Annotated in this window: 16 protein-coding genes; 12 read left to right on the plus strand and 4 right to left on the minus strand. The window is 69.7% G+C overall.

The window, feature by feature from the left end; genetic code table 11:
- From ACFDTC_RS01185 to ACFDTC_RS01195, 3 genes are all read left to right on the plus strand, one after another.
- Nucleotides 1-1,049 (plus strand): sensor histidine kinase (locus ACFDTC_RS01185; RefSeq protein ID WP_375257033.1); only part of this gene is annotated, 1,049 nt, incomplete at its 5' end.
- Between the two features lie 122 nt (nt 1,050-1,171).
- On the plus strand, nt 1,172-1,609 hold the full coding sequence (gene mscL / locus ACFDTC_RS01190; RefSeq protein WP_375257034.1) for a large conductance mechanosensitive channel protein MscL: 438 nt from the start codon (nt 1,172-1,174) through the stop codon (nt 1,607-1,609).
- A gap of 69 nt (nt 1,610-1,678) precedes the next feature.
- Nucleotides 1,679-2,359 (plus strand): spermidine synthase, encoded by a 681-nt coding sequence (locus ACFDTC_RS01195; protein WP_375257035.1) that lies wholly within the window; start codon nt 1,679-1,681, stop codon nt 2,357-2,359.
- Nucleotides 2,360-2,365: 6 nt separating this feature from the next.
- On the opposite strand, the gene ACFDTC_RS01200 is transcribed toward ACFDTC_RS01195, so the two are convergent.
- The 3 genes from ACFDTC_RS01200 to ACFDTC_RS01210 all read right to left on the minus strand — a co-directional run bounded on the left by ACFDTC_RS01200 (nt 2,366) and on the right by ACFDTC_RS01210 (nt 6,750).
- On the minus strand, nt 2,366-3,286 hold the full coding sequence (locus ACFDTC_RS01200; protein ID WP_375257036.1) for a DUF305 domain-containing protein: 921 nt from the start codon (nt 3,284-3,286) through the stop codon (nt 2,366-2,368).
- A gap of 75 nt (nt 3,287-3,361) precedes the next feature.
- Nucleotides 3,362-5,113, minus strand: a complete 1,752-nt coding sequence (locus tag ACFDTC_RS01205) for an alpha-amylase family glycosyl hydrolase (RefSeq protein WP_375257037.1) — start codon at nt 5,111-5,113, stop codon at nt 3,362-3,364.
- Entirely contained in the window at nt 5,110-6,750 is a 1,641-nt protein-coding gene (locus ACFDTC_RS01210) for an alpha-glucosidase (protein ID WP_375257038.1), read from the minus strand. The genes ACFDTC_RS01205 and ACFDTC_RS01210 overlap by 4 nt, the downstream gene beginning before the upstream one ends.
- 288 nt (nt 6,751-7,038) lie before the next feature.
- Here ACFDTC_RS01210 and ACFDTC_RS01215 point away from each other — a divergent pair, with 288 nt between their 5' ends.
- The 6 genes from ACFDTC_RS01215 to ACFDTC_RS01240 all read left to right on the plus strand — a co-directional run bounded on the left by ACFDTC_RS01215 (nt 7,039) and on the right by ACFDTC_RS01240 (nt 15,233).
- Nucleotides 7,039-7,581 carry a methanogen output domain 1-containing protein gene (locus ACFDTC_RS01215; RefSeq protein WP_375257039.1) on the plus strand — a complete coding sequence of 181 codons (543 nt, stop codon included), beginning with the start codon at nt 7,039-7,041 and terminating at the stop codon, nt 7,579-7,581.
- On the plus strand, nt 7,578-8,597 hold the full coding sequence (locus tag ACFDTC_RS01220; RefSeq protein WP_375257040.1) for a sensor histidine kinase: 1,020 nt from the start codon (nt 7,578-7,580) through the stop codon (nt 8,595-8,597). The genes ACFDTC_RS01215 and ACFDTC_RS01220 overlap by 4 nt, the downstream gene beginning before the upstream one ends.
- 90 nt (nt 8,598-8,687) lie before the next feature.
- A complete protein-coding gene (gene pobA, locus ACFDTC_RS01225; RefSeq protein WP_375257041.1) occupies nt 8,688-9,872 on the plus strand; it encodes a 4-hydroxybenzoate 3-monooxygenase in 1,185 nt (394 codons plus the stop codon).
- A gap of 129 nt (nt 9,873-10,001) precedes the next feature.
- A complete protein-coding gene (locus ACFDTC_RS01230; protein WP_375257042.1) occupies nt 10,002-11,162 on the plus strand; it encodes an efflux RND transporter periplasmic adaptor subunit in 1,161 nt (386 codons plus the stop codon).
- Between the two features lie 10 nt (nt 11,163-11,172).
- Nucleotides 11,173-14,298 (plus strand): efflux RND transporter permease subunit, encoded by a 3,126-nt coding sequence (locus ACFDTC_RS01235; RefSeq protein ID WP_375257043.1) that lies wholly within the window; start codon nt 11,173-11,175, stop codon nt 14,296-14,298.
- A 59-nt stretch (nt 14,299-14,357) separates the two neighbouring features.
- Nucleotides 14,358-15,233 (plus strand): NAD(P)-dependent oxidoreductase, encoded by an 876-nt coding sequence (locus tag ACFDTC_RS01240; protein ID WP_375257044.1) that lies wholly within the window; start codon nt 14,358-14,360, stop codon nt 15,231-15,233.
- A 62-nt stretch (nt 15,234-15,295) separates the two neighbouring features.
- On the opposite strand, the gene ACFDTC_RS01245 is transcribed toward ACFDTC_RS01240, so the two are convergent.
- On the minus strand, nt 15,296-17,509 hold the full coding sequence (locus tag ACFDTC_RS01245; RefSeq protein ID WP_375257045.1) for an NADP-dependent isocitrate dehydrogenase: 2,214 nt from the start codon (nt 17,507-17,509) through the stop codon (nt 15,296-15,298).
- 199 nt (nt 17,510-17,708) lie between these two features.
- On the opposite strand from ACFDTC_RS01245, the gene ACFDTC_RS01250 reads away from it, so the two are divergent.
- The 3 genes from ACFDTC_RS01250 to ACFDTC_RS01260 all read left to right on the plus strand — a co-directional run.
- The gene (locus tag ACFDTC_RS01250) at nt 17,709-20,768 is read left to right on the plus strand and encodes an FG-GAP-like repeat-containing protein (RefSeq protein ID WP_375257046.1); all 3,060 of its coding nucleotides are present in this window, start codon (nt 17,709-17,711) and stop codon (nt 20,766-20,768) included.
- A gap of 157 nt (nt 20,769-20,925) precedes the next feature.
- Nucleotides 20,926-23,685, plus strand: coding sequence for a hypothetical protein (locus ACFDTC_RS01255; RefSeq protein ID WP_375257047.1), 2,760 nt, complete (start codon nt 20,926-20,928; stop codon nt 23,683-23,685).
- Between the two features lie 44 nt (nt 23,686-23,729).
- The coding region (locus tag ACFDTC_RS01260; RefSeq protein ID WP_375257048.1) for an Ig-like domain-containing protein at nt 23,730-26,482 on the plus strand (2,753 nt) is incomplete at its 3' end.

A 26,482-nucleotide genomic window follows, 5' to 3' on the forward strand; every position in this document is an offset into this window, starting at 1 on the left:
CGGATCTGGACGCGCTGCTGACCCGCGCGGCCGAGCTCGTGTCGGAGGCGCTGGAGGTGGAACTGGTCAAGGTCCTGCAGCATCGCCCCGAGCACGGGGACTTCCTGCTGCGCGCCGGCGTCAACTGGGAGCCGGGCGTGGTCGGCCACGCCACGCTGCCGGACCACGAACGGTCGCCCGCCGGGCACGCGCTGCTGACCGGAGAGCCGGTGGTGTCGCGCCGGATCGATGAAGAGGACCGCTTCACCATCCCGGACCTGCTGGTGCGGCACGGCGTGCGAAGCATGGTCAACGTCATCATCTCGGGCGACGAGCAGGCATTCGGCGTGCTCGAAATTGACTCGCCCGACCAGCGCGATTTCGACGGCGACGAGATCGCGTTCCTTAGCACCTACGCCAACCTCGTGGCCATGGCGGTCGAGCGCATGGGCCGCAACGCCGAGCTGGAGCGGCGCGCGCGCGAACACTCGGTGCTGGCGCGCGAACTGGGGCACCGCGTGCGCAACGTGCTGGGCCTCGTGCAGGCGCTGGTGTCGCAAACCGAGGTGGAGGGCCGCTCGGCCAGCGAGTTCCGCGACGCGCTAAAGGGCCGGCTGCAGGCGCTGTCGAAGGCGGAAAGCCTGGTTTTCGAGGACCACGTGGACGTGGTCGATCCGCGTCGTATCGCCGAGGACGTGCTTGCGCCGCACCGCAGAGCCGGGGCCGAGACGATTGTCATCGACGGCCCCGACGTGCGTCTGCCGGCGCGCATGGGGCGGATGTTCGGCCTTGCGCTGCACGAGCTGGCCACCAACGCGGCGAAATACGGCGCGCTGACCGAGAAGGGCGGCCATGTGCGGCTGGACTGGACGATCGACCGCACGTCCGAGCCGCAACGCCTGCGGATCTGCTGGCGCGAGGTCGGCGGCCCTGCGGTCACGCCGCCCGACCGGCAGGGCTTCGGCTCGCTGCTGCTGCAAAGCGTCGTCGGACGCGAGATGGGGGGCGAGGCCGAACTGGATTACCGCCCGGGCGGGCTGGTCTACCAGCTGACCATCCCGCTGGAGTGACCGCGCGGACGCGCGGCGCGCCGGTTGCGCATCCACGGGCTTGATCGCCGCCGCGCAAGGCGCGAGTCTGCGCCGACGGGCGGCGCGGCCGCCGGGATCGCGGACAGCAGAGGTGCAGCGGAATGATAGACGAATTCAAGGACTTCATCGCCAAGGGCAACGTCATGGACCTGGCGGTGGGCATCATCATCGGCGCGGCGTTCACCGCGATCGTCAATTCGCTGGTGGGCGACCTGATCAACCCGTTCATCGCGCTGTTCACCGGCGGCATCGACTTCTCGGGGTGGTTCTACATTCTGGGCGAGGGCGAGTTCGCGTCGATCGCCGAGGCGGCCGAGGCGGGCGTACCGGTCTTCGCCATCGGCAACTTCCTGATGGCCTGCGTGAACTTCCTGATCATCGCGGTGGTGGTGTTCCTGCTGGTGAAGATGGTGAACCGCATCAAGTCCGTCGCCGACAAGCCCGACGACGTGGCCCCCGCCGTGCACACGGGCCCGTCCGAGCTGGACGTGCTGCTGGAGATCCGCGACAGCCTGAAGCGCGGCGGCCCGGCCGAGTGACGCGGTCCCGGGGCTTCACCCGGCTCGCGCGATGGGGTAGCCGCTTGCGGACCTGACGGGAGAGCGGCGATGCTGCCATGGATCGAACTGGCGGCTGCGACGGCGCCCGAAGGCGGCGTGCTGCGGCTGCTGCGCCGGGGGGACGAGTTCTCGATCCGCCTGGGCGGCGGGAACGAACTGATGAACAGTCGGCTCGGCGGATCGGAAGAGGCGCTGGCGACGCTGGCACTGGACCGGCTGGGCGGGCGTGGGGCGCCGGTGGTGCTGATCGGCGGGCTGGGGATGGGATTCACCCTGCGCGCGGCGCAGGCCGTGGCGCCGCCGGACGCGCGGCTGATCGTCTCCGAGATCGTGCCCGAGCTGGTGGAGTGGGCTTCGGGACCGATGCAGCCGGTCTTCGGCGACTGCCTGGCCGATCCGCGGGTCGAGATCCGGCAGGGCGACGTCGGCGACGAGATCCGCGCCGGCGCAGGGGCCTACGACGCGATCCTGCTGGATGTCGACAACGGCCCCGACGGGCTGACGCGCGACGACAACGACGCGCTTTATGGCGAGGGCGGCCTGCGCGCCGCGCGGGGGGCGCTTCGGCCGGGCGGCGTGCTGGCGGTCTGGTCGGCGCACACGGATGCGGGTTTCACCAAACGTCTTTCGCTCGCCGGGTTCGCGGCCGAGACGCACGCCGTCCGTGCCGGCCACGGCAAGCGCGGCGCGCGGCACACGATCTGGACCGCGCGCCGGCACCAAGGCTGATGCCTCCTAGGCGGCGGCGCAGGACCAGTAACCGTCGTAGCCCACCGTCAAAGCGGGCTCGGTGTCGAGCTCGAACACCAGTGTCGCCTCGTCGTCGTCCTCGGGGGTCACGGTGATGACGAAGCTGTCGGTCTCGGCGACGGTGCCCTCGGGCGTGGGCGGCGTCGTGGCCGAAAGCTCGACCAGCTGGCCCGAGATCGCGGTGACGCCCTGGCCTTCGCGCCCGACGGCAAGGACCGGCTCGGCCGTAACGGAGCGGCTGAAGGTGCAGGGCGCGTCGCCCACGACCTGCGTGATCTGCGCCCTGTCGATCGGTTCGAGGTCGAGCGTCGCGACGACCGGGCTGGCCAGCGCGTCGATCAGCGAGGCGACCTCGGGCGGGCCGGGCTCGTGCCCCAGCGCGGGGTCGTCCACCGTCTCGCCGTTCTCCAGCCGTTCGATCAGCCAGCGCATCTCGGATATCTCGCGGTTCTGCGCGGCGATGATCTCGTCCGCCAGTTTCTGCGCGCGGGGATCGGACAGGTTGGCGCGCTCCGACGTCATGATCGCGATGGAATGGTGCGGGATCATCGCCTTCATCCAGGCCACGTCGCCCACGGTTTCCTGGCTGCGCACCAGCCACAGGAAGATGCCGAAGAAGACCGCCGCGCCGCCGAAGATCGCGGCGTTCAGCTTGCGGTTGCGGTACATGCCCAGCATGTAGGCGAGCATGACGATGGCCATGGCCATCCCCATGTAGAGCGCCATCCACATGCGGGTCTGGCTGAAGAAGACGTGCTCCAGCGACCAGCTGTTGAGATACATCAGGATGTACATGACGACCGTCGAGGTGGCGATCATCGCCGCGAAGCGCAGGTACATGCCGCCTCCACCGCCGTGCTGGTGATCCTGGTCCTGCCCGGATCGGTCGTGGTCTTCGTGCGCCATGCCGTCCTCCGTTTTTCGCAACCGTCGGAAAACAAACCGGTTCGCGGCCCCCGGGGTTCCGGCCTGTGCGCAGGCCTAGCCGGGGCCGGGCGCGGCATGCGCAGGCCTGCCACGATCCAGCACGCCGAAGCCGAGGCCGGGCACGCGCAGGCCCTGCGCGGTCATCTCGGCCGTGCCGCCGGGGCAGTCGACCGGCCGGGCGGGCGGGTCCACGGGGTGCCAGCGTTCGTCCAGCGAGAAGTTCAGCACGATCGTCAGCGTGCGCGTGTCGTCGAAGCGGTCGAACACGATCAGCGGCGCGGCGGCATGCGCGCCGGTGCGCTCGGCGCCGAGGCGCAGCACCGGCATCTCGCGCCGCCAGCGCAGCAGGTCGCGCAGGAAGTTAAGCACGCTGTCCGGATCGTCCTGCTGTTCGGACACCGCCAGGGCCAGGTGTTCGGGGGCGACGGGCATCCACGGCTCGGCTTCGGAGAAGCCCGCGCCGGGCGCGTCCGCGCTCCACGGCACCGGGGTGCGCACGCCGTCGCGGCCGACGAAATCGGGCCAGAGGTTGATCGACCACGGGTCGCGCAGCGCCTCGAACGGCATGTCGGGCTGCGGCAGGCCCAGCTCTTCGCCCTGGAAGATGATGCCGCCGCCGCGCAGCGTGGCCTGCAGGAACAGCAGCAGCTTGGCGGCGCGTGCCCGCTCTCCGGCGCGTTCGGCGAAGCCGGTCAGGTTCGACACCGCCCGGATGGAATCGTGGTTGGTGAGGTTGTTCATCAGCCAGCCCGACCCGATGAAGTCCGACCGCACCTCGAGCTGGCGCATCCATTGCTCGAGCGTCTGGTCGGTGTTGATCAGGTCGAAATCGTAGACCGCGTGCAGCCGCGCGTCGTCGGCGGTGTACTTGACCGCGAAGCGCGAGCTGTCGACGTCGGCCAGCTCTCCGATCAGGGCGCGGGTGGGCCGGTAGGGTTCGACGGCCTCGCGCAACGTCTCGATGATGGCGATCGCGTCGGGCAGATCGCGGTCGAACAGGTGCTGCTGGCGCGCGAACGGGTTGCCGGGGCCGCCGCCCAGGCGGATCTGGTCGTCGCCGGGCAGGCGGGGCGGGTTGTCGCGCAGGTTCGCGTCGCAGCACAGGCACTGGATCGCGTCGAGGCGAAAGCCGTCGACCCCGAGGTCGAGCCAGAAGCGCAGCGCGTCGATCACCGCGTGCAGCGCGTCGGAGTTGCGCAGGTTCAGCGCCGGCTGACAGTCGAGGAACGGATGGTAGTAGTATTGCTGGCGTCGCGGCTCCCACGTCCAGGCCGACCCGCCGCCGAAGGACGACAGCCAGTTGTTGGGCGGGCCGCCATCGGGCGCGGCGTCGGCCCAGACGTACCAGTCGGCGCGCGGCCCCGTGCGGTCGCGTCGGCTTTCCAGGAACCACGGGTGCCGGTTCGACGTGTGGCACGGGATGAAGTCGAGCAGCAGCTTGAGGTTGCGCACATGGCACGCCTCGACCAGCTCCATCACGTCGCCGAGCGAGCCCATCTGCGGGTCGACGTTGCGCATGTCGCTGATGTCGTAGCCGAAATCCTGTCCCGGCGAGGGGTAGAACGGCGACAGCCAGACCCCGTCGACGCCGAGCGAGGCGATGTGGTCGAGCCGGTCTATGACACCGCGCAGATCGCCTACCCCGTCGCCGTCGCTGTCGGCGAACGAGCGGATGTAGACCTCGTAGAACATCGCCCCGCGCCACCAGTCGCGGTCGGGATCGGACGGGCCGCGCGGCGTCAGCATCGCCTCGGCGACCTGCGCGGCGCGCCCCGCGTCCAGGGTTGCTGGGGCTTGCTCGCTCATGCCCGAGTGCCCTCGGCCTGCGCACCGGGCGGACGGCCGAACCACGCGCCCCAGGCGGGCAGGTGGATGCCGCTGTCGTCCGCGTGGCAGCCGAAGCCATGCCCGTCGAGCGCATCGCCGCTGACCGCGTGCCCGAGGTCCAGGCACGTGCCCTCGGACGCGAGGTTGAAGGCGCAGAACACCGGCCCGCGCCCGTCGTCGCGGGTGAAGGCCAGCACGCCGTCGGGTGCGTCGTGGATCACCATGCTGCCGGTGCGCAGCGCGGGTTCGGTCCGGCGCCAATCGAGGAAGGCGCGCACGCGGTTCAGCGGGCTTCCGGGCTGGGTGTCCTGGACGTCGACGGCAAGGCGCGCATGCGCGGGCGGCACCGGCAGCCACGGGTCGGCTTCGCTGAAGCCGCCATGCGGTTCCTCGGCCTTCCACGGCATCGGCGTGCGGGCGCCGTCACGGCCCTTGTAGGCGGGCCAGAACTCCTTGCCGTAGGGGTCCTGCAGGTCCTCGAAGTCCAGCTGCGCCTCGGGCAGGGCAAGCTCGCTGCCCTGGTAGAGGCACGACGCGCCGCGCAGGCAGGTCAGCGCCGCCAGCGCCACCACGGCGGCGTCGGGCTCGTCCTCGACGCCGCAGCGGGTGGGGGTGCGCGTGAAGTCGTGGTTGTCCATCGCCCAGCAGGGCCAGCCGTCGTCGTCCGCATGGCCCAGCTTCTCGACCGACGCGCGCACCACGCCCGCATCCAGCGTCTCGGCGCCCAGCAGGTCGTAGCCGTAGGCCAGGTGCAGCCGGCCCGGCGCCGTATAGTCGCGGTGCAGCTGGGCGTAGTTCTCCTGGTGCATCTCGCCTAGCAGGACGCGATCCTCGTATTCGTCGATCAGCGCGCGCAGGCGTTCGAGAAAGCCCAGGTTCTCGGGTTGGCCGATGTCGCGGGTGTGGCGCTGGTGGCTGTAGGGGTTGAACTGGAAATGCGCGCCGCGCGGCGCCTCGGGCTCGGGCGGGTTGTCGCGCAGCTGCCGGTCGTGGAAGTAGAACGCGCACACGTCCAGCCGAAAGCCGTCGGCGCCGAGGTCCAGCCAGTAACGGCAGACGTCGAGCATCGCTTCCTGCACGTCCGGATTGTGGAAGTTCAGGTCGGGTTGTTCGCGCAGGAAGTTGTGCAGGTAGTATTGGCTGCGCCAGGGCGACCATTGCCAGGACGGCCCGCCGAACACCGACAGCCAGTTGTTGGGCGGCCCGCCATCCGGGGCCGCGTCGGCCCAGACATACCAGTCGGCCTTGGGGTTGTCGCGCGACAGCTTGCTTTCGGCGAACCACGGATGCTGGTCGGAGGTGTGCGACAGGACCTGGTCCATCAGCACCTTCAGCCCGCGCTTGTGCGCCTCGTCGAACAGCACCTGCACGTCGCCCTGCTGGCCGAACAGCGGGTCGACCGCGCGGTAGTCCGACACGTCGTAGCCGTAATCCTTCATCGGCGACTGCACGAAGGGCGAGATCCAGATCGCGTCGACGCCGAGTTCGGCCACGTAATCCAGCTTGCGCGTGATGCCGGCCAGGTCGCCCACCCCGTTGCCGGTGGTGTCGAGGAACGAGCGGGGATAGATCTGGTAGATGGCGGCGCCCTGCCACCATTGCGGTTGCGTCGTCATGGAAACGGCCCTCGTCTTTCGTTCTGAACAGGTGCGGCGCGGAGCAGGTTCCGAGGAAAGCCGGGCAGGATTTGGCGCTCGCCCGGAGCCTTGGCGAGGGGCCGCGACGCACGCGGATCGGCAGGGATCGGCCGCGAATGCATGCAATCGCGCGGATTGCCGCGCGGAATCCTGTCGCAAGACCCCCGTTCGTATTGTATTGCCGGATCAATCGGATTGTTTGGCCGCATCTTCGGGTTCTCCGCGTCGCGCGGACGCAGCCCGAGATGCGGCGTCAGGAGGACATAAGTGCCGGACGACCTGCGCGACGTGGAACTGGATCTCGACAGCGACCTGTTCATGCGGCGACTGCTGCGCGAGCTGGCCGGCACGCTCGAGGGCGTGGTCGGCGTCGACGCGGCCGAAGGCTATGTCAGCACCGTCGGCAGCCAGATGGGCCGCTGGATGGACCGGAACTATCGCGCCGCGCTGGGCACCGATGCGCTGACGCCCGAGCAGGTGGCGCAGGTCTGCGTCGATCTCAAGCGCCGGATCAACGGCGAGTTCTACCTGATCTCAGCTGACGAGGAGAAGCTCGTCTTCGGCAACACGCGTTGCCCGTTCGGCCGCATGGTCGAGGGGCGCACCTCGTTGTGCATGATGACCTCGAACGTTTTCGGGCGGATCGCGGCGGACAACCTGGGCTACGCCCGGGTCGAGCTGTCCGAGACGATCGCGCGCGGCGACGCGGGCTGCCGCGTGGTGATCTGGCTGGAACCCGGGCCCGAGGTGGCCGAGACGCGCGAATATTACCGCATCCCCGATCCCCCGAAGACCGGCGGCGCGACATGATCGACGACCGCCTGGCGGGCCTCGCGCTTGCGGATCACCCGGTGCCCACGCTGGTGGTGAGCCTCGACGGCGGGATTCGCTACGCGAACAACGCCGCGCTGGCCGAGCTGGGGCTGCGGCGCGTGGATCCGTGCGACCCGCCGCGGCTGGATGCCTGGGCGACGCCGCAGGGCGGCGGGCTGTATGATATGCTGGCGCTGGCGGCGTCCTCGTCGAACTGGCTGCCGCTGCGGCTGCAGCGCGGCGACGAGACGTTCCACCTGCGCGCGCGGGGTCTGCGCGCCGGCGACGGCGCAGCGCCGGCGGTGCTGATGACCGCGGTCCCCGACGCCACGGCGGGCTTTCGCACGCATGCCCAGCAGATTCGCGAGCTCAATGAACAGCTGGCCCTGCACCGCAAGACCGAGGCGAAGCTGAAGGCCTCGGTCGAGGCGTCCGAGATCCTCAAGCGCGAACTGGTCCACCGGGTGAAGAACAACCTGGCGATCATGTCGGCCCTGCTGCGGACCGAGGCGCGCTCGGCCCAGGATCCGGCGATCTCGTCGGCGCTGCTCGAGGCGTCGGGACGGATCATGTCGATCTCCGTCGTGCACGAGATCCTGGACGAGACCGGTCAGGCGGACGAGATCGACCTGAAGGCCGTGCTGACCGTCCTGACTGATCGCATGCGCGACTCGATCTGCCCGCCGCATGTCAGCCTGCATGCCGAGGTCTGCCCGGTCCGCGTGAACATCCGCAAGGCGCTGCCGGTGGTGCTGCTGGCCAACGAGCTGGTGACCAACGCGATCAAGCACGCCTTCGACGGGCGCGCCGCCGGGCGCATCGACCTGAGCGTCGAGCGGCACCAGGCGACCTGCCGCCTGGTCGTGGCCGACGACGGCATCGGCATGCGCCCGGACGAGACCGGCGCGCCGCGCCGGCCGCGCATCGTCTCGGCGCTGGCGGACCAGCTGGGGGCATCGCGCACCTGCGTCGTCGAGGGCGGCACGCACTGGACGATCGACTTCGCACTCTAGGCGTCCGCGCACGCACTCTGTGCGCCACATACGGCTTCCCGCATCGGGCCCGAGCCTGTAATCCGTGTCCGGGGGGCCAAGGGGGGAAAGATGAGCGAAACCGTGAAAACCCAGGTCTGCATCATCGGTTCGGGACCGGCCGGGCTGCTTCTGTCGCAGCTTCTGGCGATGGCCGGGATCGACAGCGTCGTCCTCGATCGCCGCGACCGCGCCTATATCGAGGGTCGCATCCGCGCCGGCGTGCTCGAGCAGGGCACCGTGCAGGCGCTGGAAGAGGCCGGCGTCGCCGACCGCCTGCACCGCGAGGGGCTGCCGCATGACGGCTTCGACCTGGCCTTCGACGGCGACCGGCACCGCATCGACCTGAAGGCGCTGACCGGCAAGTCGGTCACGGTCTACGGTCAGACCGAGGTGACGAAGGACCTGTTCGACCGCCGCTTCGCCGATGGGCAGCGCTTCTTCTTCAACGTCGAGGATGTGACGCCGGCCGACCTGACCACCGACGCGCCGCGCGTGCATTTCCGGCACGAGGACCGCGCCGTGACGGTGGAATGCGACTACGTCGCTGGCTGCGACGGGTTTCACGGCGTATCGCGCAAGGCGATCCCCGAGACGGTGCTGCGCACCTTCGAGCGTGTCTATCCGTTCGGCTGGCTGGGCATCATGGTCGACCGGCCGCCGGTCAGCCACGAGCTGATCTATGCCAACCACGCGCGGGGCTTCGCCCTGGCCTCGATGCGGTCGAAGACGCGCAGCCGCTACTACATCCAGTGCGAACTGGACGATCACGTCGACAACTGGTCCGACGACCGCTTCTGGGAAGAGCTTGCCGTGCGGCTGGGCCCCGAGACGGCGGCGAAGCTGGAAACCGGCCCCTCGTTCGAGAAGAGCATCGCGCCGCTGCGGTCTTTCGTCGCCGAGCCGATGCGCCACGGTGCGCTGTTCCTGGCGGGCGATGCGGCGCATATCGTGCCGCCCACCGGCGCCAAGGGGCTGAACCTGGCGGTCGCCGACATCCGGCTGCTGGCGCGCGCGCTGACGGCGCATTACCGCGGCCGCGACGACCGCCTTCTCGACGGCTACTCCGCCGCCGCTCTTCGCCGCGTCTGGAAGGTCGAGCGGTTCTCGTGGCAGCTGTCGACGCTGATGCACCAGTTCCCAGAGAACTCGCCGTTCGAGACGCGCATGCAGCGGGCCGAGTTCGACTACCTCTCGGGGTCCGAGGCCGCGTCGCGCTCGATCGCCGAGAACTACGTCGGCCTGCCGCTGGAGTAGCGAGCGCCGCCTGCCCGTTGTGCGTCGCGCCACGGCAGCCGGCAAAAGCGCTCGCGGCGGATAACGCCCGGGTGATAACGGGTGACAGAACGTCGCGGCGCGTTACCTTCGCGTCAAGAAGGATTCGCCATGGCCATTCTCAGACAGATCATCCTTTCGGCGGTCGTGATCGCGGCGGCGCTTTTCCTGTGGATCACCTACGTGCCGTCATCCGGGCCGTGGCTGGAACGCGCGGGGCTTGCCGGTCTGCTGGGTGTCGAGGCGGCCGAGCCGGCGCCGGCCGGCGGAGGCGGCTGGGGCGGGGGCGGTGCCGCGCGGGTCGTCGTTTCGGACGTGGCCGAAGGCGCCATCGACGACCGGATCGAGTCGATCGGCGACGGGCAGGCGCTGCGGGCCGTCACCCTGCGCGCCGAGGTCAGCGGCCAGATCACCGAGCTTCCCGTCGCCGGCGGCACCTATGTCGAGGCGGGATCGGTGATCCTGCGCCTCGATTCCGAGGCCGAGCGCATCGCGCTGGAACGCGCCCGCCTGATGCTGGACGAGGCGCGCGACGACGCCGAGCGGCTGGGCCAGTTGGCCGATGCCGGCACCGTCAGCGGCGTGCGCCAGCGCGAGGCGCGGCTGGCCCTGCGCACGGCCGAGCTGGAAGTGCAGCAGGCGGAATACGACCTCGACCGCCGCACGTTGCGGGCGCCGATCTCGGGGTGGATGGGGGTGCTCGATCTCGAAGAGGGTGATCGCGTCTCCGCGCAGGCCGAGATCGGGTCTATCACCGACCGTTCGGCCATCCTGATCGATTTCCGCATCCCCGAACGCGCGGTGGCGCAGGTCGACGTGGACACGCCGCTGAGCGCGCGGCCGCTGGGTATTCCGGACCTCGTGCTCGAAGGGCAGATCGCCGCGATCGACAACATAGTCGATCGATCCAGCCGCACGCTGCGCGTGCAGGGCCGCGTCGCCAACGACGACGACCGCCTGCGCGCCGGCATGGCCTTCAAGGTCCAGCTCAGCTTTCCCGGAGAGGTGCTGCCCGCCGTCGATCCGCTGGCCGTGCAATGGTCGAGCGAGGGGTCCTACGTCTGGGCCGTGCGCGACGGCAAGGCGCAGCGCGTGACCGTGACGATCCGCCAGCGCAACGCCGACAGCGTCGTGGTCGAGGGCGACCTGCAGCCGGGCGACCCGGTGGTGATCGAGGGCGTGCAGAGCCTGCGGCCCGGCGCGGATGTTGAGGTGGTCGAGGGCAGCGCCGCCACCGGGCAAGCCGCGCTCGACGGCCCGGCGCGGCTGTGAGGGCGCGGGGATGAGCACCGACGACAGCAAGGCCATCGGCGGGTCGGGCACCGCGCTGTTCGTGCGCCGCCCGATCCTGGCGCTGGTGATCAGCGCGCTGCTGATCCTGTCCGGCATCGCCGCCCTGTTCGGGGTCGAGATCCGCGAATTGCCCAACGTCGACAGCCCGGTCGTGACGGTCCGCACGGACTTTCCCGGCGCGTCGCCCGAAAGCGTCGACCAGGAAGTCACCGGCCGGATCGAGGGCGCGGTTGGTCGCGTGTCGGGCATCCGCACGATTTCGTCCTCGTCGCGCTTCGGGTCGAGCCGCGTGACGCTCGAATTCCAGGAGAACGTCGATATCGACGTCGCCGCCACCGATGCGCGCGACGCCGTGGCGCGGATCGCCAACCAGTTGCCCGAGGGCGCCGAGGCGCCGAGCGTGGTCAAGGCCGACGATGACGCGCAGCCGGTGGTGCGGATCGCCGTGACCTCTCCGGGCCGTTCGCCGCAGGAGTTGACGCGCATCGTGCGCGATCGGGTCGAGGACAGGCTGATCTCGGTCGAGGGCGTGGCCGACCTGCAGGTCTACGGCGACCGCGAGCCGATCTTCCGCGTCGACATCGACATGGCCGCGCTGGCCGCGCGCGGGCTGACGCTGGCCGACCTGCGCGCCGGGCTGGCTGACGTGGCCTACGATTCCCCCGCCGGCGACCTGTCGGGCGGACGGCAGTCGATCAACGTGCGCACCACGGCGACCGTGGCCACACCCGACGCATTCGAGGATCTGACCATCGCGCCCGACGTGCGCGTCGGCGACGTGGCGACCGTGACGCTGGGCCCCGCCCCGGACGAGACGATCCTGCGCGCCAACGGCCAGACCGGGATCGGGCTGGGCGTGATCCGACAGGCCACGTCGAACACGCTCGAGATCTCGCGCGACGTGCGGGCGGTGGTCGACAGCCTGCAGGCGTCGCTGCCCGACGACATCTCGATCTTCGTCACGTCGGACGACGCGATCTTCATCAACGGCGCGATCGAGGAGGTGCTGAAGACGCTGGGGATGGCGGTGGCAATCGTCGTCGTTGTGATCTTCGTCTTCCTGCGCGACGCGCGGGCGACGCTGGTGCCGGCGCTGACCATGCCGGTGGCGCTGATCGGCACGCTGGCGGCGATCTATCTCGTGGGCTTCTCGGTCAACATCCTGACGCTGCTGGCGCTGGTGCTCGCGACCGGCATGGTGGTCGACGACGCGATCGTGGTGCTGGAAAACATCGTGCGGCGGCGCGCCGACGGCATCGGCCCGCGCGCGGCGGCCGTGCTGGGTACGCGGCAGGTGTTCTTCGCGGTCGTGACCACCACCGCGACGCTGGCGGCGGTCTTCGTGCCGCTGTCCTTCCTGCCCGGCCAGGCGGGCGGGCTGTTCCGCGAGTTCGGCTTTACCCTCGCCATGGCGGTCGGCCTGTCGTCGGTGGTGGCGCTGACGTTGTGCCCGGTGCTGGCCAGCCGCATGCTGACGGCCGAGCCCGTCGCCGATCCGCGTGGTCCTATGGTCTGGCTGGGCAACCGGCTGGCGGCGCTCTACGCCGCGACGCTGCGCACGGCGCTGGCGCTGCCCGTGGTCGTGGTCGTCGCGGCGGTGCTGTTCGCGCTGACCGCGGCGATGATGTTCGGCGGCATCCGGCAGGAGCTGACCCCGCGCGAGGACCGCGCTGTCGCCCTGCTGATCGTCAACGCGCCGCAGGGCGTGTCGCTGGACTACACGACAGCCAAGATGCGCGAGATCGAGGCCATCGCCGACCCGTTGCGCGACAGCGGCGAGGTGACCAACGTCTTCTCGATCACCGGCTTCGGGTCGGACAGCCGCGGTTTCATGGTGTTCAGCCTGGCGCCGTGGGACGAACGCGAACGGTCGCAGAACGAGATCGTGGAGGACATCAACGCCGGCCTGTCGCAGGTGGTGGGCGTGCGCGCCTTCGCGATCCAGCCGAACTCGCTTGGCATCCGTGGTGCGGGGCGCGGGCTCAGCTTCGCGATCTCGGGCGCCAGCTACGCGCAGCTGGCGGACGTGGCCGACGACCTGATCGCCCGGATGCAGGAGAACCCGGCCTTCGGATCGGTCCGCCTGGACTACGAGACGACGCAGCCGCAACTGTTCGTCGAGATCGACCGCACGCGTGCATCCGACCTCGGGGTCGAGATCGCGGGCCTGGGTGAGGCGCTGCGCGCAGTGCTGGACGGACGCACCGTGGGGTCGGTGTTCATCGACGACGAAAGCTACGACATCCAGATGCTGTCGACCTCGGACCCGGTGAACGACCCGAGTGACCTGTCGAACGTCTTCGTGCAGGCGCAGGACGGCACCATGGTGCCGATGTCCAGTTTCGTGTCGCTGACCGAGCGCGCGGTCGCACCCGAGCTGGGCCGCGAGGGGCAGAACCGCGCGGTCGAGATCACCGCCTCGCTGACGCCCGAATTCGCGCTGGGCGACGCGCTGGCCGAGGTGCGCCGGCTGGGCGACGAGGTTCTGGCCGACGAGAACCGCATCGTGCCGCTGGCCGAGGCCGCGACGCTGGAGCAGACCGGCGCGGGCCTGATCGTGACCTTCGGGTTCGCAATCGCTGTGGTGTTGCTGGTGCTGGCGGCGCAGTTCGAAAGCGTGATCTCGGCGCTGGTGGTGATGGCGACGGTGCCGCTGGGGCTGGCCTGCGCGATCATCGCGCTTGTCCTGACCGGGCTGAGCCTGAACGTCTACAGCCAGATCGGGCTGGTGATGCTCATAGGCATCATGGCCAAGAACGGCATCCTGATCGTCGAGTTCGCGAACCAGCTACGCGACCGGGGCGCCAGCGTCTACGACGCGATCCTCGAGGCGTCGACCGTCCGGCTGCGCCCGGTGATGATGACCATGGTCTCGACCGTGCTGGGCGGCGTGCCGCTGATCCTGTCGGCCGGCGCCGGCGCCGAGGCGCGCGAGGCGCTGGGGTGGGTGATCGTCGGCGGGCTGGGGCTGGCGACGCTGTCGACGCTCTACCTGACGCCGGTCGCCTACCTTCTGCTGGCGGGCTTGTCGAAGCCCCGCGCCGAGGAAGAGCGCCGCCTTGTGCGCGAGCTCGACAGCGCTCTGTCCGGACGCGACAAGCCCGCGCCTGCCTGAGGCTCTAGGCCCGGCGCGCGGATTTGGCTATAGCGCCCCGGACGGAACCGGGGGAACGCATGCAGGTCGCAGTACTGGGCACGGGGCTGATGGGGGCGCCGATGGCGCGGGCGCTGGTGCGCGCCGGGCACGAGGTGCGCGTCTGGAATCGGACCGAGGCCAAGGCCCGCGCGCTGGAAGCGACCGGTCTGACGGTATGTCTTCGCCCGGCTTCCGCGGTGGCCGGCGCTGAATTCGTGATCTCGATGCTGTCGGACGGCCGCGCGACCGCCGGCCTGCTGGCGGACGCGGCGCTGTGCGCTGCGCTCGAGCCCGGGCAGACCTGGATCGAGATGGCCTCGGCCCGACCAGAGGAGGCGCGGCAGCAGGCGCGCGACCTCGCGGCGCTGGGCGTGGCGCATCTGGATTCGCCCGTGTCGGGCGGCACTGCGGGGGCCGAGGCGGGCGCGCTGGCGATCATGGCGGGCGGCGACGCCGAGACCTTCGCCATTGCGCGCCCGGTGCTTCTGGCGCTGGGGCGGCCGGTGCATGTGGGTCCCAGCGGCGCGGGCATGTTGGCGAAGCTGGCCAACCAGGCGATCGTCGGCATCACCATCGGCGCCGTGGCCGAGGCGATGCTGCTGCTGGAACGCGGCGGGGCCGACCCGGCGGCGGTACGCGACGCGCTGAAGGGCGGCTTCGCCGACAGCACCGTCCTGCAACTGCACGGCGCGCGCATGACCGACCGGGCCTTCGCGCCCGGCGCACTGTGCACGACGCAGCTGAAGGACATGCAGAACGCCCTTGCCGAGGCCGAGGCGCTAGGCCTGACCCTGCCGATGGCGCGGGCGATCCGCGACCGCTATCTCCGCCTGATCGACGCGCATGACGGGGCCGCAGAAATGGACCACGCGGCGCTGTTCCTCGACCTGCTGGACGTTCAGAAGCCGCGCTGATCCACCGGAAAACGAAAAGGGCCGGCAGATGCCGGCCCTTCCGTTTCTTTTTTAAGATGCGATCAGCCGATGATCGCGTTCAGCGTCAGCGAAGACCGCATCACCGCCGCCAGCTTTTCCGGATCGGGGTGATAGTAGCCGCCAAGGTCGACCTTGGTGCCCTGCGCCTCGATCATCTCGGCGACGATCTTCTCCTCGTTCTCGGCCAGTGCCTTGGCCAGCGGCGCGAACTCGGCGGCCAGATCGGCATCCTCGGTCTGCGCGGCCAGCGCCTCGGCCCAGTAGCGGCCGAACCAGTAGTGGCTGTGACGGTTGTCCGGCTGGCCCGGCTTGCGCTGCGGCGAGCGGTCATTATCCAGCACGCCTTGCGTCGCCTTTTCGGCGGCGCGGCCCAGCAGGCGGGCCTTCTCGTTGTTCTTCTGGTCCGCCATGAACTTCAGGCTTTCGGCCAGCGCGCAGAACTCGCCCAGCGAGTCCCAGCGCAGGTGGTTGGTCGCAACCAGGTCCTGGACGTGCTTGGGCGCGGTGCCGCCGGCGCCGGTCTCGAACAGGCCGCCGCCGTTCATCAGCTTGACGATCGACAGCATCTTGGCCGAGGTGCCCAGCTCGAGGATCGGGAACAGGTCGGTCAGGTAGTCGCGCAGCACGTTGCCGGTGATCGCGATCGAGTTCTCGCCCTTGCGGATCGTCTCGAGCGTCTGGCGCGTGGCCTTCTCGGGCGACATGATCTTGAAGCGGTCCGACACGCCCTCGCGCTCGAGGATGGGCTTCACGAAGCCGATCAGCTCTGCGTCGTGGGCGCGGTCCTCGTCCAGCCAGAAGATTGCCTCGCAGCCCTCGGCCTTCTGGCGTTCGATCGCCAGCTTGACCCAGTCCTCGATCGGGGCGCGGCGCGCGCTGGCCGCACGCCAGATGTCGCCGGCCTCGACCGCGTGCTCGTGCAGCAGGTCGCCGTTGGCCGCGTACATCTTCACGGTGCCGTCCTTGGGGATCTCGAACGTGGTCGGGTGGCTGCCGTATTCCTCGGCCTTCTGCGCCATCAGGCCGATGTTCTGCACCGCGCCCGAGGTCGCCGGGTCGAGCGCGCCGGTTTCCTTGAAGTACTTGATCGTCTCGTCATAGACGCCGGCGTAGGAGCTGTCGGGGATCACGCAGTTGGTGTCGTGCTTGGCGTCGTCCGGACCCCACCCTTTGCCGCCGGCGCGGATCAGCGCGGGCATCGAGGCGTCGATGATGACGTCCGACGGCACGTGAAGGTTGGTGATGCCCTTGCCGCTGTCGACCATGTACATCGGCGGACGCTCGGCCATGCAGGCGTCGATGTCGGCGACGATCTGCGGCTGGTCCTTGACCTTCTGCAGCAGGGTGCCGAGGCCCGAGTTCGGGTTCACGCCCAGCTCGGCCAGCGTGTCGCCGTGCTTCTCGAACACCGGCTTGAGGTAGGCGCGCACCGCGTGGCCGAAGATGATCGGGTCGCTGACCTTCATCATCGTGGCCTTCATGTGCAGCGAGAACAGCACGCCCTCGTTGCGCGACGCCTCGATCTCGCGCTCGAGGAAGGTATCGAGCGCCTTGGCGGACATGAAGGTCGCGTCGACGACGGTGCCGGCGGGCAGGTCGACGCCCTCTTTCAGCACGGTCTCGGTGCCGTCGGGGGCGGTGTGCACGATGCGCGCCTTGCCGGCCTGCGCGTCGCTCAGCGTGACCGAGCGTTCGTTCGAGCGGAAGTCGTCCTTGCCCATGGTCGCGACGCGGGTCTTGCTGTCGCTTTCCCACTTGCCCATCGAGTGCGGGTTTGCCTGCGCGAACTTCTTCACCGCCTCGGCGGCGCGCCGGTCCGAGTTGCCCTCGCGCAGGACGGGGTTCACGGCCGACCCCTTGATCGCGTCGTACCGCTTCTGGATGTCGCGCTCTTCGTCGGTGGCGGGCTTGTAGGGGTAGTCGGGCAGATCGTAGCCTTGACCCTGAAGCTCCTTGATCGCAGCGTCGAGCTGCGGCGCCGATGCCGAGATGTTGGGCAGCTTGATGACGTTCGCGTCGGGCTTCTTCACCAGTTCGCCCAGGGCGGCCAGGTCGTCGTCCTGGCGCTGCGCCTCGGTCAGGCGTTCGGGGAAGGCGGCGATGATGCGCCCCGCAAGGCTGATGTCGCGGGTGTCGACGCTGACGCCCGCCGCGCGCGCGAAGCGCTGGATGATCGGCAGGAACGACGCCGAGGCCAGCTCGGGCGCCTCGTCGACCTTGGTGTAGATGATGTCGGGCATTTGGGAATCGGACATGAAGCAACCCTTTCTTCGATTGCCCCCGCCATAGGCCAAAGCGGCGGCGTCGTAAACCGCATACATCGGTATACAGTGGTGCGGAATGTCACATTTTCGGCTTTTCGCAGCGGTTCCGGTCATTGCCGCTGGTCAGGGCGGGGCGGCACGGATCAAGGTGCGAACGCATGCACGCGACACCCGTTCCTTCGAGGCTCCGATGACGACCCTGATCCGCCCCGCCTGTGAAAAGCGGTTCCTGCTGGCCCTGCTGATCGTCGGCACGCTGGCCTACCTGTTCTGGACCGGCTCGCGCTACCCGGCGCTGAACGAGAAGGCGATGATGTCCGGCGCGATCCAGCTCGAGGATCCGCTGAGTTTCGAGGCGAAGTACCAGCTGACCGAGGCGATGGGCACGCTCGAGCGGATCTTCTGGACGACGCTGAACTGGATCAACACCAACCGCAAGGGCATGACCTTCGGCATCCTGTTCGCGGCTGCCTTCATGACGGCGGTGTCGTTCCTGCAGCGCCGGGCGCTGGCGGGCGGCTTCTCGAACGCGGCGCTGGGCATGGCGCTGGGCGCGCCGCTGGGCGTTTGCGCCAACTGCGCGGCGCCGATCGGCAAGGGGATGTACGCGTCGGGCATGCGCGCCGAGACGACGCTGGCCGCGATGGTCGCGTCGCCGACGCTGAACATCGTGGTGCTGACGATGCTGTTCAGCCTGGTGCCGGTGTGGATGGCGGTGACGAAGCTGGCGCTGAGCCTCGTGGTGATCCTGGTCGCCGTGCCGCTGATCGCCCGCACCCTGCCGCGCCGGCAGATCGAGGCGTCCGAGATCGTCCAGACGCCGTGGAGCGGGACCGACCTCTACCCGGAAGCCTCCGAAAGCCTGCTGTCGGCGGTCTGGGCGGTGGCGAAGGCCTACGCCGCCAATCTTTGGTACATCGTGAAGCTGACCGTGCCGATGATGCTTCTGGCAGGCTTCCTCGGCGCCGTGGTGGGCACGCTGTTTCCGACCGAGGCGATCACCGGACTGGCCTTCGGGCTGGGCGCGCTGGCGCTGGTCTGCGCGCTGGGGCTGTTCCTGCCGGTGCCCATGTCCTTCGACGTGGTGCTGGCCGGCGCGCTGATCGCCGCCGGGCTCAGCCACGGCTATGTCATGGCGCTGCTGATCACGCTGGGCAGCTTCTCGGTCTATTCGTTCTTCATCATCGCGCAGGCGCTGGGGATGCGCGCGGCCTTGCTGATGGCGGCGGTGATCGGCACGCTGGGCTTCGCGGCCGGTGCCGGGGCGCACCTGTACCACCAGCGCCAGACCGACCGCGCGCTTGAGCTGCTGCTTGGCCAGGCCGAGGCGCCGGTGCTTTGGGGCGCCGCGCAGGCGGCCACGGCCGAGGGACTTTCTGTCACCGGCGACGCGGGCGCGGTGACCGTGACCGCCACTCCGCTCGCCCCGCCCTCGCCGCGCGAGAAGGCGCTGTTCGAGCGTGTCGAGGCGGCGTCGCTGGGCATCGACAAGCCGGTCGAGTTCACCATGCGCGACATGTGGCCCCCGTTCTGGGAGGGGCGAAGCCTGTCCACCGGCGACATTGACGGGGACGGCGACGACGACCTGGTGATCGCGTCGACCGAGATCGGGCTATACCTCTACGAGAACGACGGGACGGGGCGCTTCACGCGCATGGCGGTCGACCCGGGCCCGTTGGCCGAGATGGCCGTCTTCAACGCGGCGCTGGCGGATCTGGACAACGACGGCGCGCCGGACCTGTTCGTCGCAACCTATCTCGACGGCAATCACTGGTGGCGCAACGTGGGCGGTACCTTCGGGGCCGAGCCGCCGGTGCCGGTTGCGAACGTTGCCGACACGCCGCTGTCGATGGCGCTGAGCTTCGCGGATATCGACGGCAACGGCCGGCTGGACGTGGCACTGGGCAACTGGGCGGCCGGCTGGTACCGCCGCATCCCGGGCGAGGAAAGCCGCAACCGGGTGATCCTGAACGATGGCGCGCCGCTGGGCGAGACCTATTCCGACCTGCCCGGCATCCCCGGCGAGACGCTGTCGATCCTGTTCTCGGACCTCGACGGCGACGGGGCGCAGGATCTGATCGTCGGCAACGACTTCGACATCCCCGACTACGTCTACCTGGGTGACGGGCAGGGCGGGCTGCGCATGGTCGCGCGCGACGACGGCCTGATCCCGCACGTCACGACGACCACGATGGCGGTCAAGACCGCCGACCTGTTCAACGACGGCACGCCCGACCTCTACCTTGCGCAGATCGCAGGGCGATCCTCGGGCGTCTCCGAGCGTCTGCGCATGCAGCCGATCGAGCGCTACTGCGACGCGATCGAGAATGCCGAGGCCAAGGCGGTCTGCCAGACCAACATGGACATCAAGCGGTGGTACCGTTCGGGCAACAGCTTCGATCCCGGCTATGCCGAACGCTGCCTTGCAATGACGGGCCGCTACCAGGCCGAGTGTCGCGCGATGCTGGTCAAGGACCTGGCGATCCAGCGCCGCGACCCGGCGCTGTGCGATCTGATCCCCGCCGGTCAGGCGATCCCGCAGGCCTATTGCCGCTGGCACTTCGCGCCCGCCGGGCAACCCGCGCAGGCCGAGCTGGACGCGGCGCTGCCGCAGGTCCTGCGCTCGAACGTGCTGCTGGAACGCGATGGCGACGCCTTCGTCGACCGCGCCGCCGCGCGCAGGCTGGACGTGGGCGGCTGGAGCTGGGACACCAAGATCGCGGATTTCGACCTGGACGGCTGGCAGGACGTCTACATCGTCAACGGCACTTGGGTCCCGAACGAGGTGACACCCTCGAACCTCTACTTCCGGAACGATCAGGACGCGTTCACCGAGGCGTCGGAAGAGGCCGGCCTGACCGACTTCCTGATGACCGCCTCGGCGACCGCCTTCGACATGGACGGCGACGGCGACCTCGACATGGTGACGCACCCGGTCAACGGGCCGCTCGCGGCCTTCGTCAACGGCGCGCAGGGCGGGCGCCTGTCGGTGATCCTGGACGACCGGACCGGCAACCGCGCGGGCATCGGCGCCGTGGTCACCCTCGTCGGGCTGGACGGCATCGAGCAGCGGCGCGAGATCCAGCTGGGCGGCGGCTTCATGTCCTTCGACGCACCGGGCGCACATTTCGGCCTGGGCGAGGCCGGCGCGGCCGCCGCCCTGCGCATCCGCTGGCCGGACGGCGCCGAAACCGTGGTCGAGGGGCCGGTCGAGGCCGGGCAGCGCTACACGTTGCGGCGCGCGCCCTAGGTATCGCGCGTGGCCTGAAGGTCACGTTTCGCCACGAAACTCGCCACGTTGAAAAGTGCAGGGAACGAAATGTTGATCGGCTGCATGCGCGCGCCCTAGGCTGGCCGCGCGGAAGTTGGGGACAGTCTTCCCCGCGCGTACCGACGGGGGCTTTTTCATGTTGCGTTCCTCTTTTGGCCGGCGCGTGCTGGCCGGCCTCTTCGTCGTTCTTCTGCCCGGTGCGGCGCTGGCCCAACCCGCCTTCGATACCTCGTTCGAGCCCGCGACGATCAGTTTCGGCACGAACACGCGGCTGGTCTACACGATCGACAACACGGCCACGGGGTCGGTCGTGACCGACGCCGCGTTCGTCAACAATCTGCCCGCCTCGATCACCGTTGCCGACGGCGCGGTCGTGAACACCTGCAACGGCACGCTGAACGCCCCGGTCGGGAACGGCACTGTTTCCTATTCGGGCGGCCAGCTCGGCACGGGTGCCAGCTGCACGATCTCCTTCCTGGTCACGGCGGGCACCCCCGGACCCTCGTTCAGCAATACCACCGGCTCGCTGACCTCGAGCCTGGGCGACAGCGGCACGGCCTCGGCCACGCTGACGGTGGTCGACCCCGGCGTCACCGCCGAACTCGGCCTGGACCGGACCGCCCTGTCGATCGGCCAGACGACCACGCTGACGCTGACGGCGCAGAACCCGACGGGGACGTTCGCGACCGGCTATGCCCCGGTGATCGACCTTCCTTCGCAGCTCGAGGTCGCGCCCAGCCCCAACGCCACCACGACCTGCACCAATGCCACGGTGACCGCCACCGCGGGCGGAAGCCAGATCACCAGCGTGGGCGGGTTCCTGATGGCCAACACCTCGTGCGTGATTACCGTGGCCGTGCGCGCGGCCGAGCCGGGCGATTTCGACATCGCCGCGCCGTACTCGGTATCGGGCGGGACAGGCGGCATCGCCACGCTCAGCGGCTCGGTCGAGACTCCACCGCTGGGCGCCGTCAGCCTGCTTGCCGAGACATCGGCGAACATCGTGAACGCGGGCGACACGGTCGACGTCACATACACGCTGGTCAACAACGACTCGGGCAGCGCCGCGACCGACATGGGTTTCACCCAGGATCTGGACGCCGCGCTGACGGGTCTGGTGGCCACAGGCCTGCCGCTTGCCGATCCCTGTGGCGCCGGGTCGAGCCTGACCGGCACGAGCGTGCTTAGCCTGACCGGCGCCACGCTGGCGCCGCGCGACCGCTGCAGCTTTACCGTCACGCTCGCGGTGCCGTCCGGAGCGGCGAGCGGCGATTACGACCTGACCACCAGCCCGCTGACCGGTACTCTTGGCGGCACGCCCTTCTCTCGCGACGGGGTACTGGACACCCTGACTGTCCGCGGCGACGGCTTGCTGCCGCCAACGGTGACCAAGACCTTCCAGTCCGACGCCGTCGCCGGTTTCACCGTCGATGTCGAGTTCACGGTGAGCAACCCGAACTCGTCCGCGCCCCTGTCGGCGATCACCGTCTCGGACCTCTACGATCCGGTGATGCTGACGGCGACGACGGTCCCGCCCTTCAACTTCTGCGGCCCAAGCTCGTCCCCGCAGGTTCAGACGACGCCCTCGGCGCGGCTTACGTTCCTCAACATGACGCTCGCGGCCGGAACGTCGTGTACCTTCATGGTGACCTACCGCGTGCCCGACGTCACTGGGCCGGGCGATTACACGATGGCCACGTCGGAGATCAGCGTCACGGCGGACGGTGGCGTCAGGGTCATCGGCCCGGGCACCGCGGACGTGCTGACCGTCGTCGGCACATCCGACCTGCGGCTGAGCCATACCGTCTCGCCGCACGTCGTGTCGGCCAGCGGCCAGATCACCGCGACGTTCGTCGTGGAAAATACGCCCGAGGCCGCGGAAGCGGGCTCGGCGAGGTTCGACTACGATCTTGGGTTCATCGGCGCGTCGCCGGCCGACGTCGTATCGACCGACACCAGCTGCACGTCCGGCGGATCGGCTTCGATCGCCTCGGCCGGCGGTTCGATCTACGAGATCACGACCGACCCGATCGCGCCCGGCGAACGCTGCGAGGCCGAGTTCGTCATCGACATCCCCGACGGGACCGGGGCGGGATCCTACGTCAGCAGTTCCGGCGCGGTCACGTTGAGCGACAGCAGCGGGTCGCGCACGGCGTCGGCCGCCTCGGCCACGGTCGAGGTCTCGGCGATCGAGCTTCTGCAAGCCTCGGCCACGGTCACGCCCGATCCCGCGGCCGCCGGCGCGACGGTCACCGTGACTTACGCGCTGACCAACCCGGACCCCGTGGCGCCGTATACGAACGTGCGACTGAACGCGTCGCTGGGCAGCCTGCCGCTGGTCGGTGCGCCCGTCTCGGAAAACGCGACCGGCTGCACGTTCAGCTCCGCCTCGCCGACGAACGTCGCGTATATCATATCGAGCCTCGATCCCCTGCAGACCTGCACGATCGAGCGGACGATGACGGTGACCGCTGCCGCTGCCGAGGGCGATTATCCCTTGGTCACGACCGTGCAGACGGACCAGCGGATTTTCGATCCGCTGCGGGCATCGCTGCAGGTCCTCAACAGCATCGTCGACATCGACAGCCAGTTCGCGGCCGACACCGTCGCGGCCGGCGGAACGGTCGAGCTGACGTTCCAACTGGCGAACACCAGCGCCCTCTATAGCGCCACGCAGGCGGGCTTCACTGCCGACCTGGACGCCGTGCTACCGGGCGCGACCGCGACGCCGGTGGGTGCGCCGCTTCGGACCGCAGGGACCGGCAGCTGTGCCGGCGCCTTCACGGGCGGAGGGACCGTCACGGCCGAGGTCACGGCGCTTGCCCGGGCACGGCCTGCGCCTTCACCGTTGACGTCGCCGTTCCCGGCGCGGCCGGCACCCGCACGGTCGACCTGACCACGTCCGACGTCGCCTACACGCTCGAGACCGTCGCCCAGACCGTGCCCGGGGCCTCGGCCGAGATCGACGTGGTCGGCGTCGACGCCCCGTCGGTCACGCGCAGCTTCCGGTCGGCGGCCGATGGCGGCTCCAGCGTCTTCGTCGGCGCGTCGGTCGACCTGGTCTACACGATCACCAACAACTTCGCGGGCGCGGCGCTGTCCGACGTGACCTTCTCGGACGACATCTCGGCCATCGCCGGCGGTATCACCGCCAGTGTCGGCAGCGGGACGCCCTGCGGCTCGGGTTCGCGGCTGCAGGCCGTCGGAGGCTCGATCCTGTTGCTCGACGGCGCGATCGCGCAGGGCGGCAGCTGCACCTTCGCGGTGCGGCTGGACCTGCCCGACAGCCTTCCGGCGGGGGGCTATCCGGCCGCGGCGCTGTCGCTGTCGGCCTCGTCGCTGGGCGCGCCGCTGACCGCGATCGGCGCCGCGCCGACGCTGACGGTCGAGCCGACGCCGACCGTCTCGGCCACGTTCTCGCCCGCGACGGTGTCTCAGGACGACGTCAGCACGTGGACGCTGTCGATCGACAACAGCAATGCCGTGATCGCCAGCCCGGTCGCGGTGTCCGGGGCCTTCCCGACCGGGCTGACCGTCGCTGCCGTGCCGAACGCCACCAGCACCTGCAGTCTGTCCGGGCCGTGGTCCGTTGCGGCCGGTGCCCCGGCGCCCGGCGTGCCGGCGACAACCGTTTCGGCGGGCGGAACCTGCACCATTGCGCTGGACCTGCTCGCGACGGATCCCGGAACCCTGACCTACGCGCCAACAGTGACCGTCGGCGCGGGCGCGTCCGCCGCGGCCGGCGCAAGCCTGGTGGTCCTCGACAACGTGCCACCGGATGGCTACGCGGCCTCCTTCGTGCCCGCCATCGTCAACGCCGCCAATGCGAACGCCGTCGACGTGTCGGTCACCGGCGCGGAACTGGGCGCGACCGTGTCGTGGGAGATCACCTCGGACGCGGGCGGCACGCCGGTCATCGGCAGCACCACCGCCGCCACCGCCGACCTGACGCTGAGCGGCCTCGACCTGTCCGGCCTCGGCGACGGTACGCTGACCCTGTCGCTGCGGCTGACCGATGCCGGCAACAACGCCGGCGCGATCGTGACCGACACGATCGCCAAGGATGTGACGGGCGCCGCGGTCGTGCTGAGCGGTCCGGACACCGCCCAAAGCGATCCGTTCCAGATCACCGCCACCTTCGCCGACCCGGTGAGCGGCCTCGAGCCGTCGGACTTCACGATCACCAACGGCACGCTCTCGGGCTTGACGCCGTCGGGCATCGTCGCGCCGGCGGCCGAGGCGGTCTATACCGCCACCGTGACGCCCGACCACGACGGAACGGTCGTCATCGCACTGCCGCAGGGCGCCGCCACGGACGCGACGGGCAACCCCTCGGTCGCGGCGACCCCGCTCGAGGTGACGGCCGACCTGACCGGCACGCCGAACCCGACGCCGCCGGCCGACAACGACGGCGACGGCGTTCCGGATTTCCTGGAAAGCAGCACGGCCGACCGCGACGGCGACGGCATCCCGGACGCGCAGGACTACGACCCGCAGGGGTATTTCTACTGCGAGGACGACGGCCGGATCCTGCCCGGCGGCGGCATCACCGTCACGGGTCCATCGGGCAGCAACTCCAGCGTCGGCACCTCGAACGACATCCGCATCGTGGCCGACGGCACGACCGGCGAATACCAGTGGTTCGCGCAGATCCCGGGCACCTTCACCGTGGTCTACGACTACCCGACCGCGCTGGGCGTCCCCAGCACGACGCGCACGGTCTCGGGCGGTGCGCTCGACGTGACCTCGTTGTTGCCGGACAACCCGGCGGTCCTGGGCTCGACCGAGTTCGGATCGACCGGCGCGCTGGCCGACGGATCGCTGGCGGGCAACCCGGTGTACTACGACACCTTCGTGATCGAAGCCGGCGACCCGCACGTCCTGGCCAACAACATCCCGCTCTCGCTGTGCGGCGAGAACCCCGTCACCGTGGCCATCGTCGACATCTTCGAGTTCGAGGCGCAGACGGTGCTCACCGTCTCGATGCAGCGTGAATCGACCGTCGACACGGTCATCACCTACTCGCTGAGCGGCACCGCAACGCCCGGGATCGACTACACCGCACCGTCGGGCACGGTGACCATCCCCGCGGGCGAAGTGTCCGCAGACGTGGTCATCGACGTGACCGAGGACACCGACATCGAGGGCGACGAGACGCTGATCGTGACGCTCGACGCCGTCGCGTCGGGCGACGCGACGACCGTTCTGGGCGCGCCGGCCGACATCACCGACACCGCCACGATCACCGACGACGATCTGGCCGAGGTCGGCGTGACCTATGTCGACATGATCGCATCCGAAAGCGGCGACACCGCGCGGATGGACTTCTTCCTGCTGGCGCCGCCCACCGCGCCCGTGACGCTGGACTTCGCGGGCGACGGGCAGTGCACCGTGTCGCCGGCAACGATGACCTTCACCGCCGGCGACTACACCAGCCCACAGAGCCTGCGGATCGAGGCGATCGACGACGACCGCGCCGAGGGCGACCACACCTGCACGCCTGTGGTCGGCGTCAGTTCTGCGGACGCGCGCTTCGACGGGATCGACGTAACGCTGGCCGCCGTGACGATCACCGACGACCTTGTGGACCAGGTGCGCGAACAGCTGACGGAGATCCTCGAGCGGGACGTGAAGGAAGCCGTGCAGACGCAATCGCGCCGCTTCAGCGGCATCGCCCGCGGCGCGCGCGACCG

Origin of the sequence: Citreimonas sp. (assembly GCF_042096055.1) — a bacterium.
In the GTDB taxonomy this organism is placed as follows: Bacteria; Pseudomonadota; Alphaproteobacteria; order Rhodobacterales; family Rhodobacteraceae; genus Citreimonas.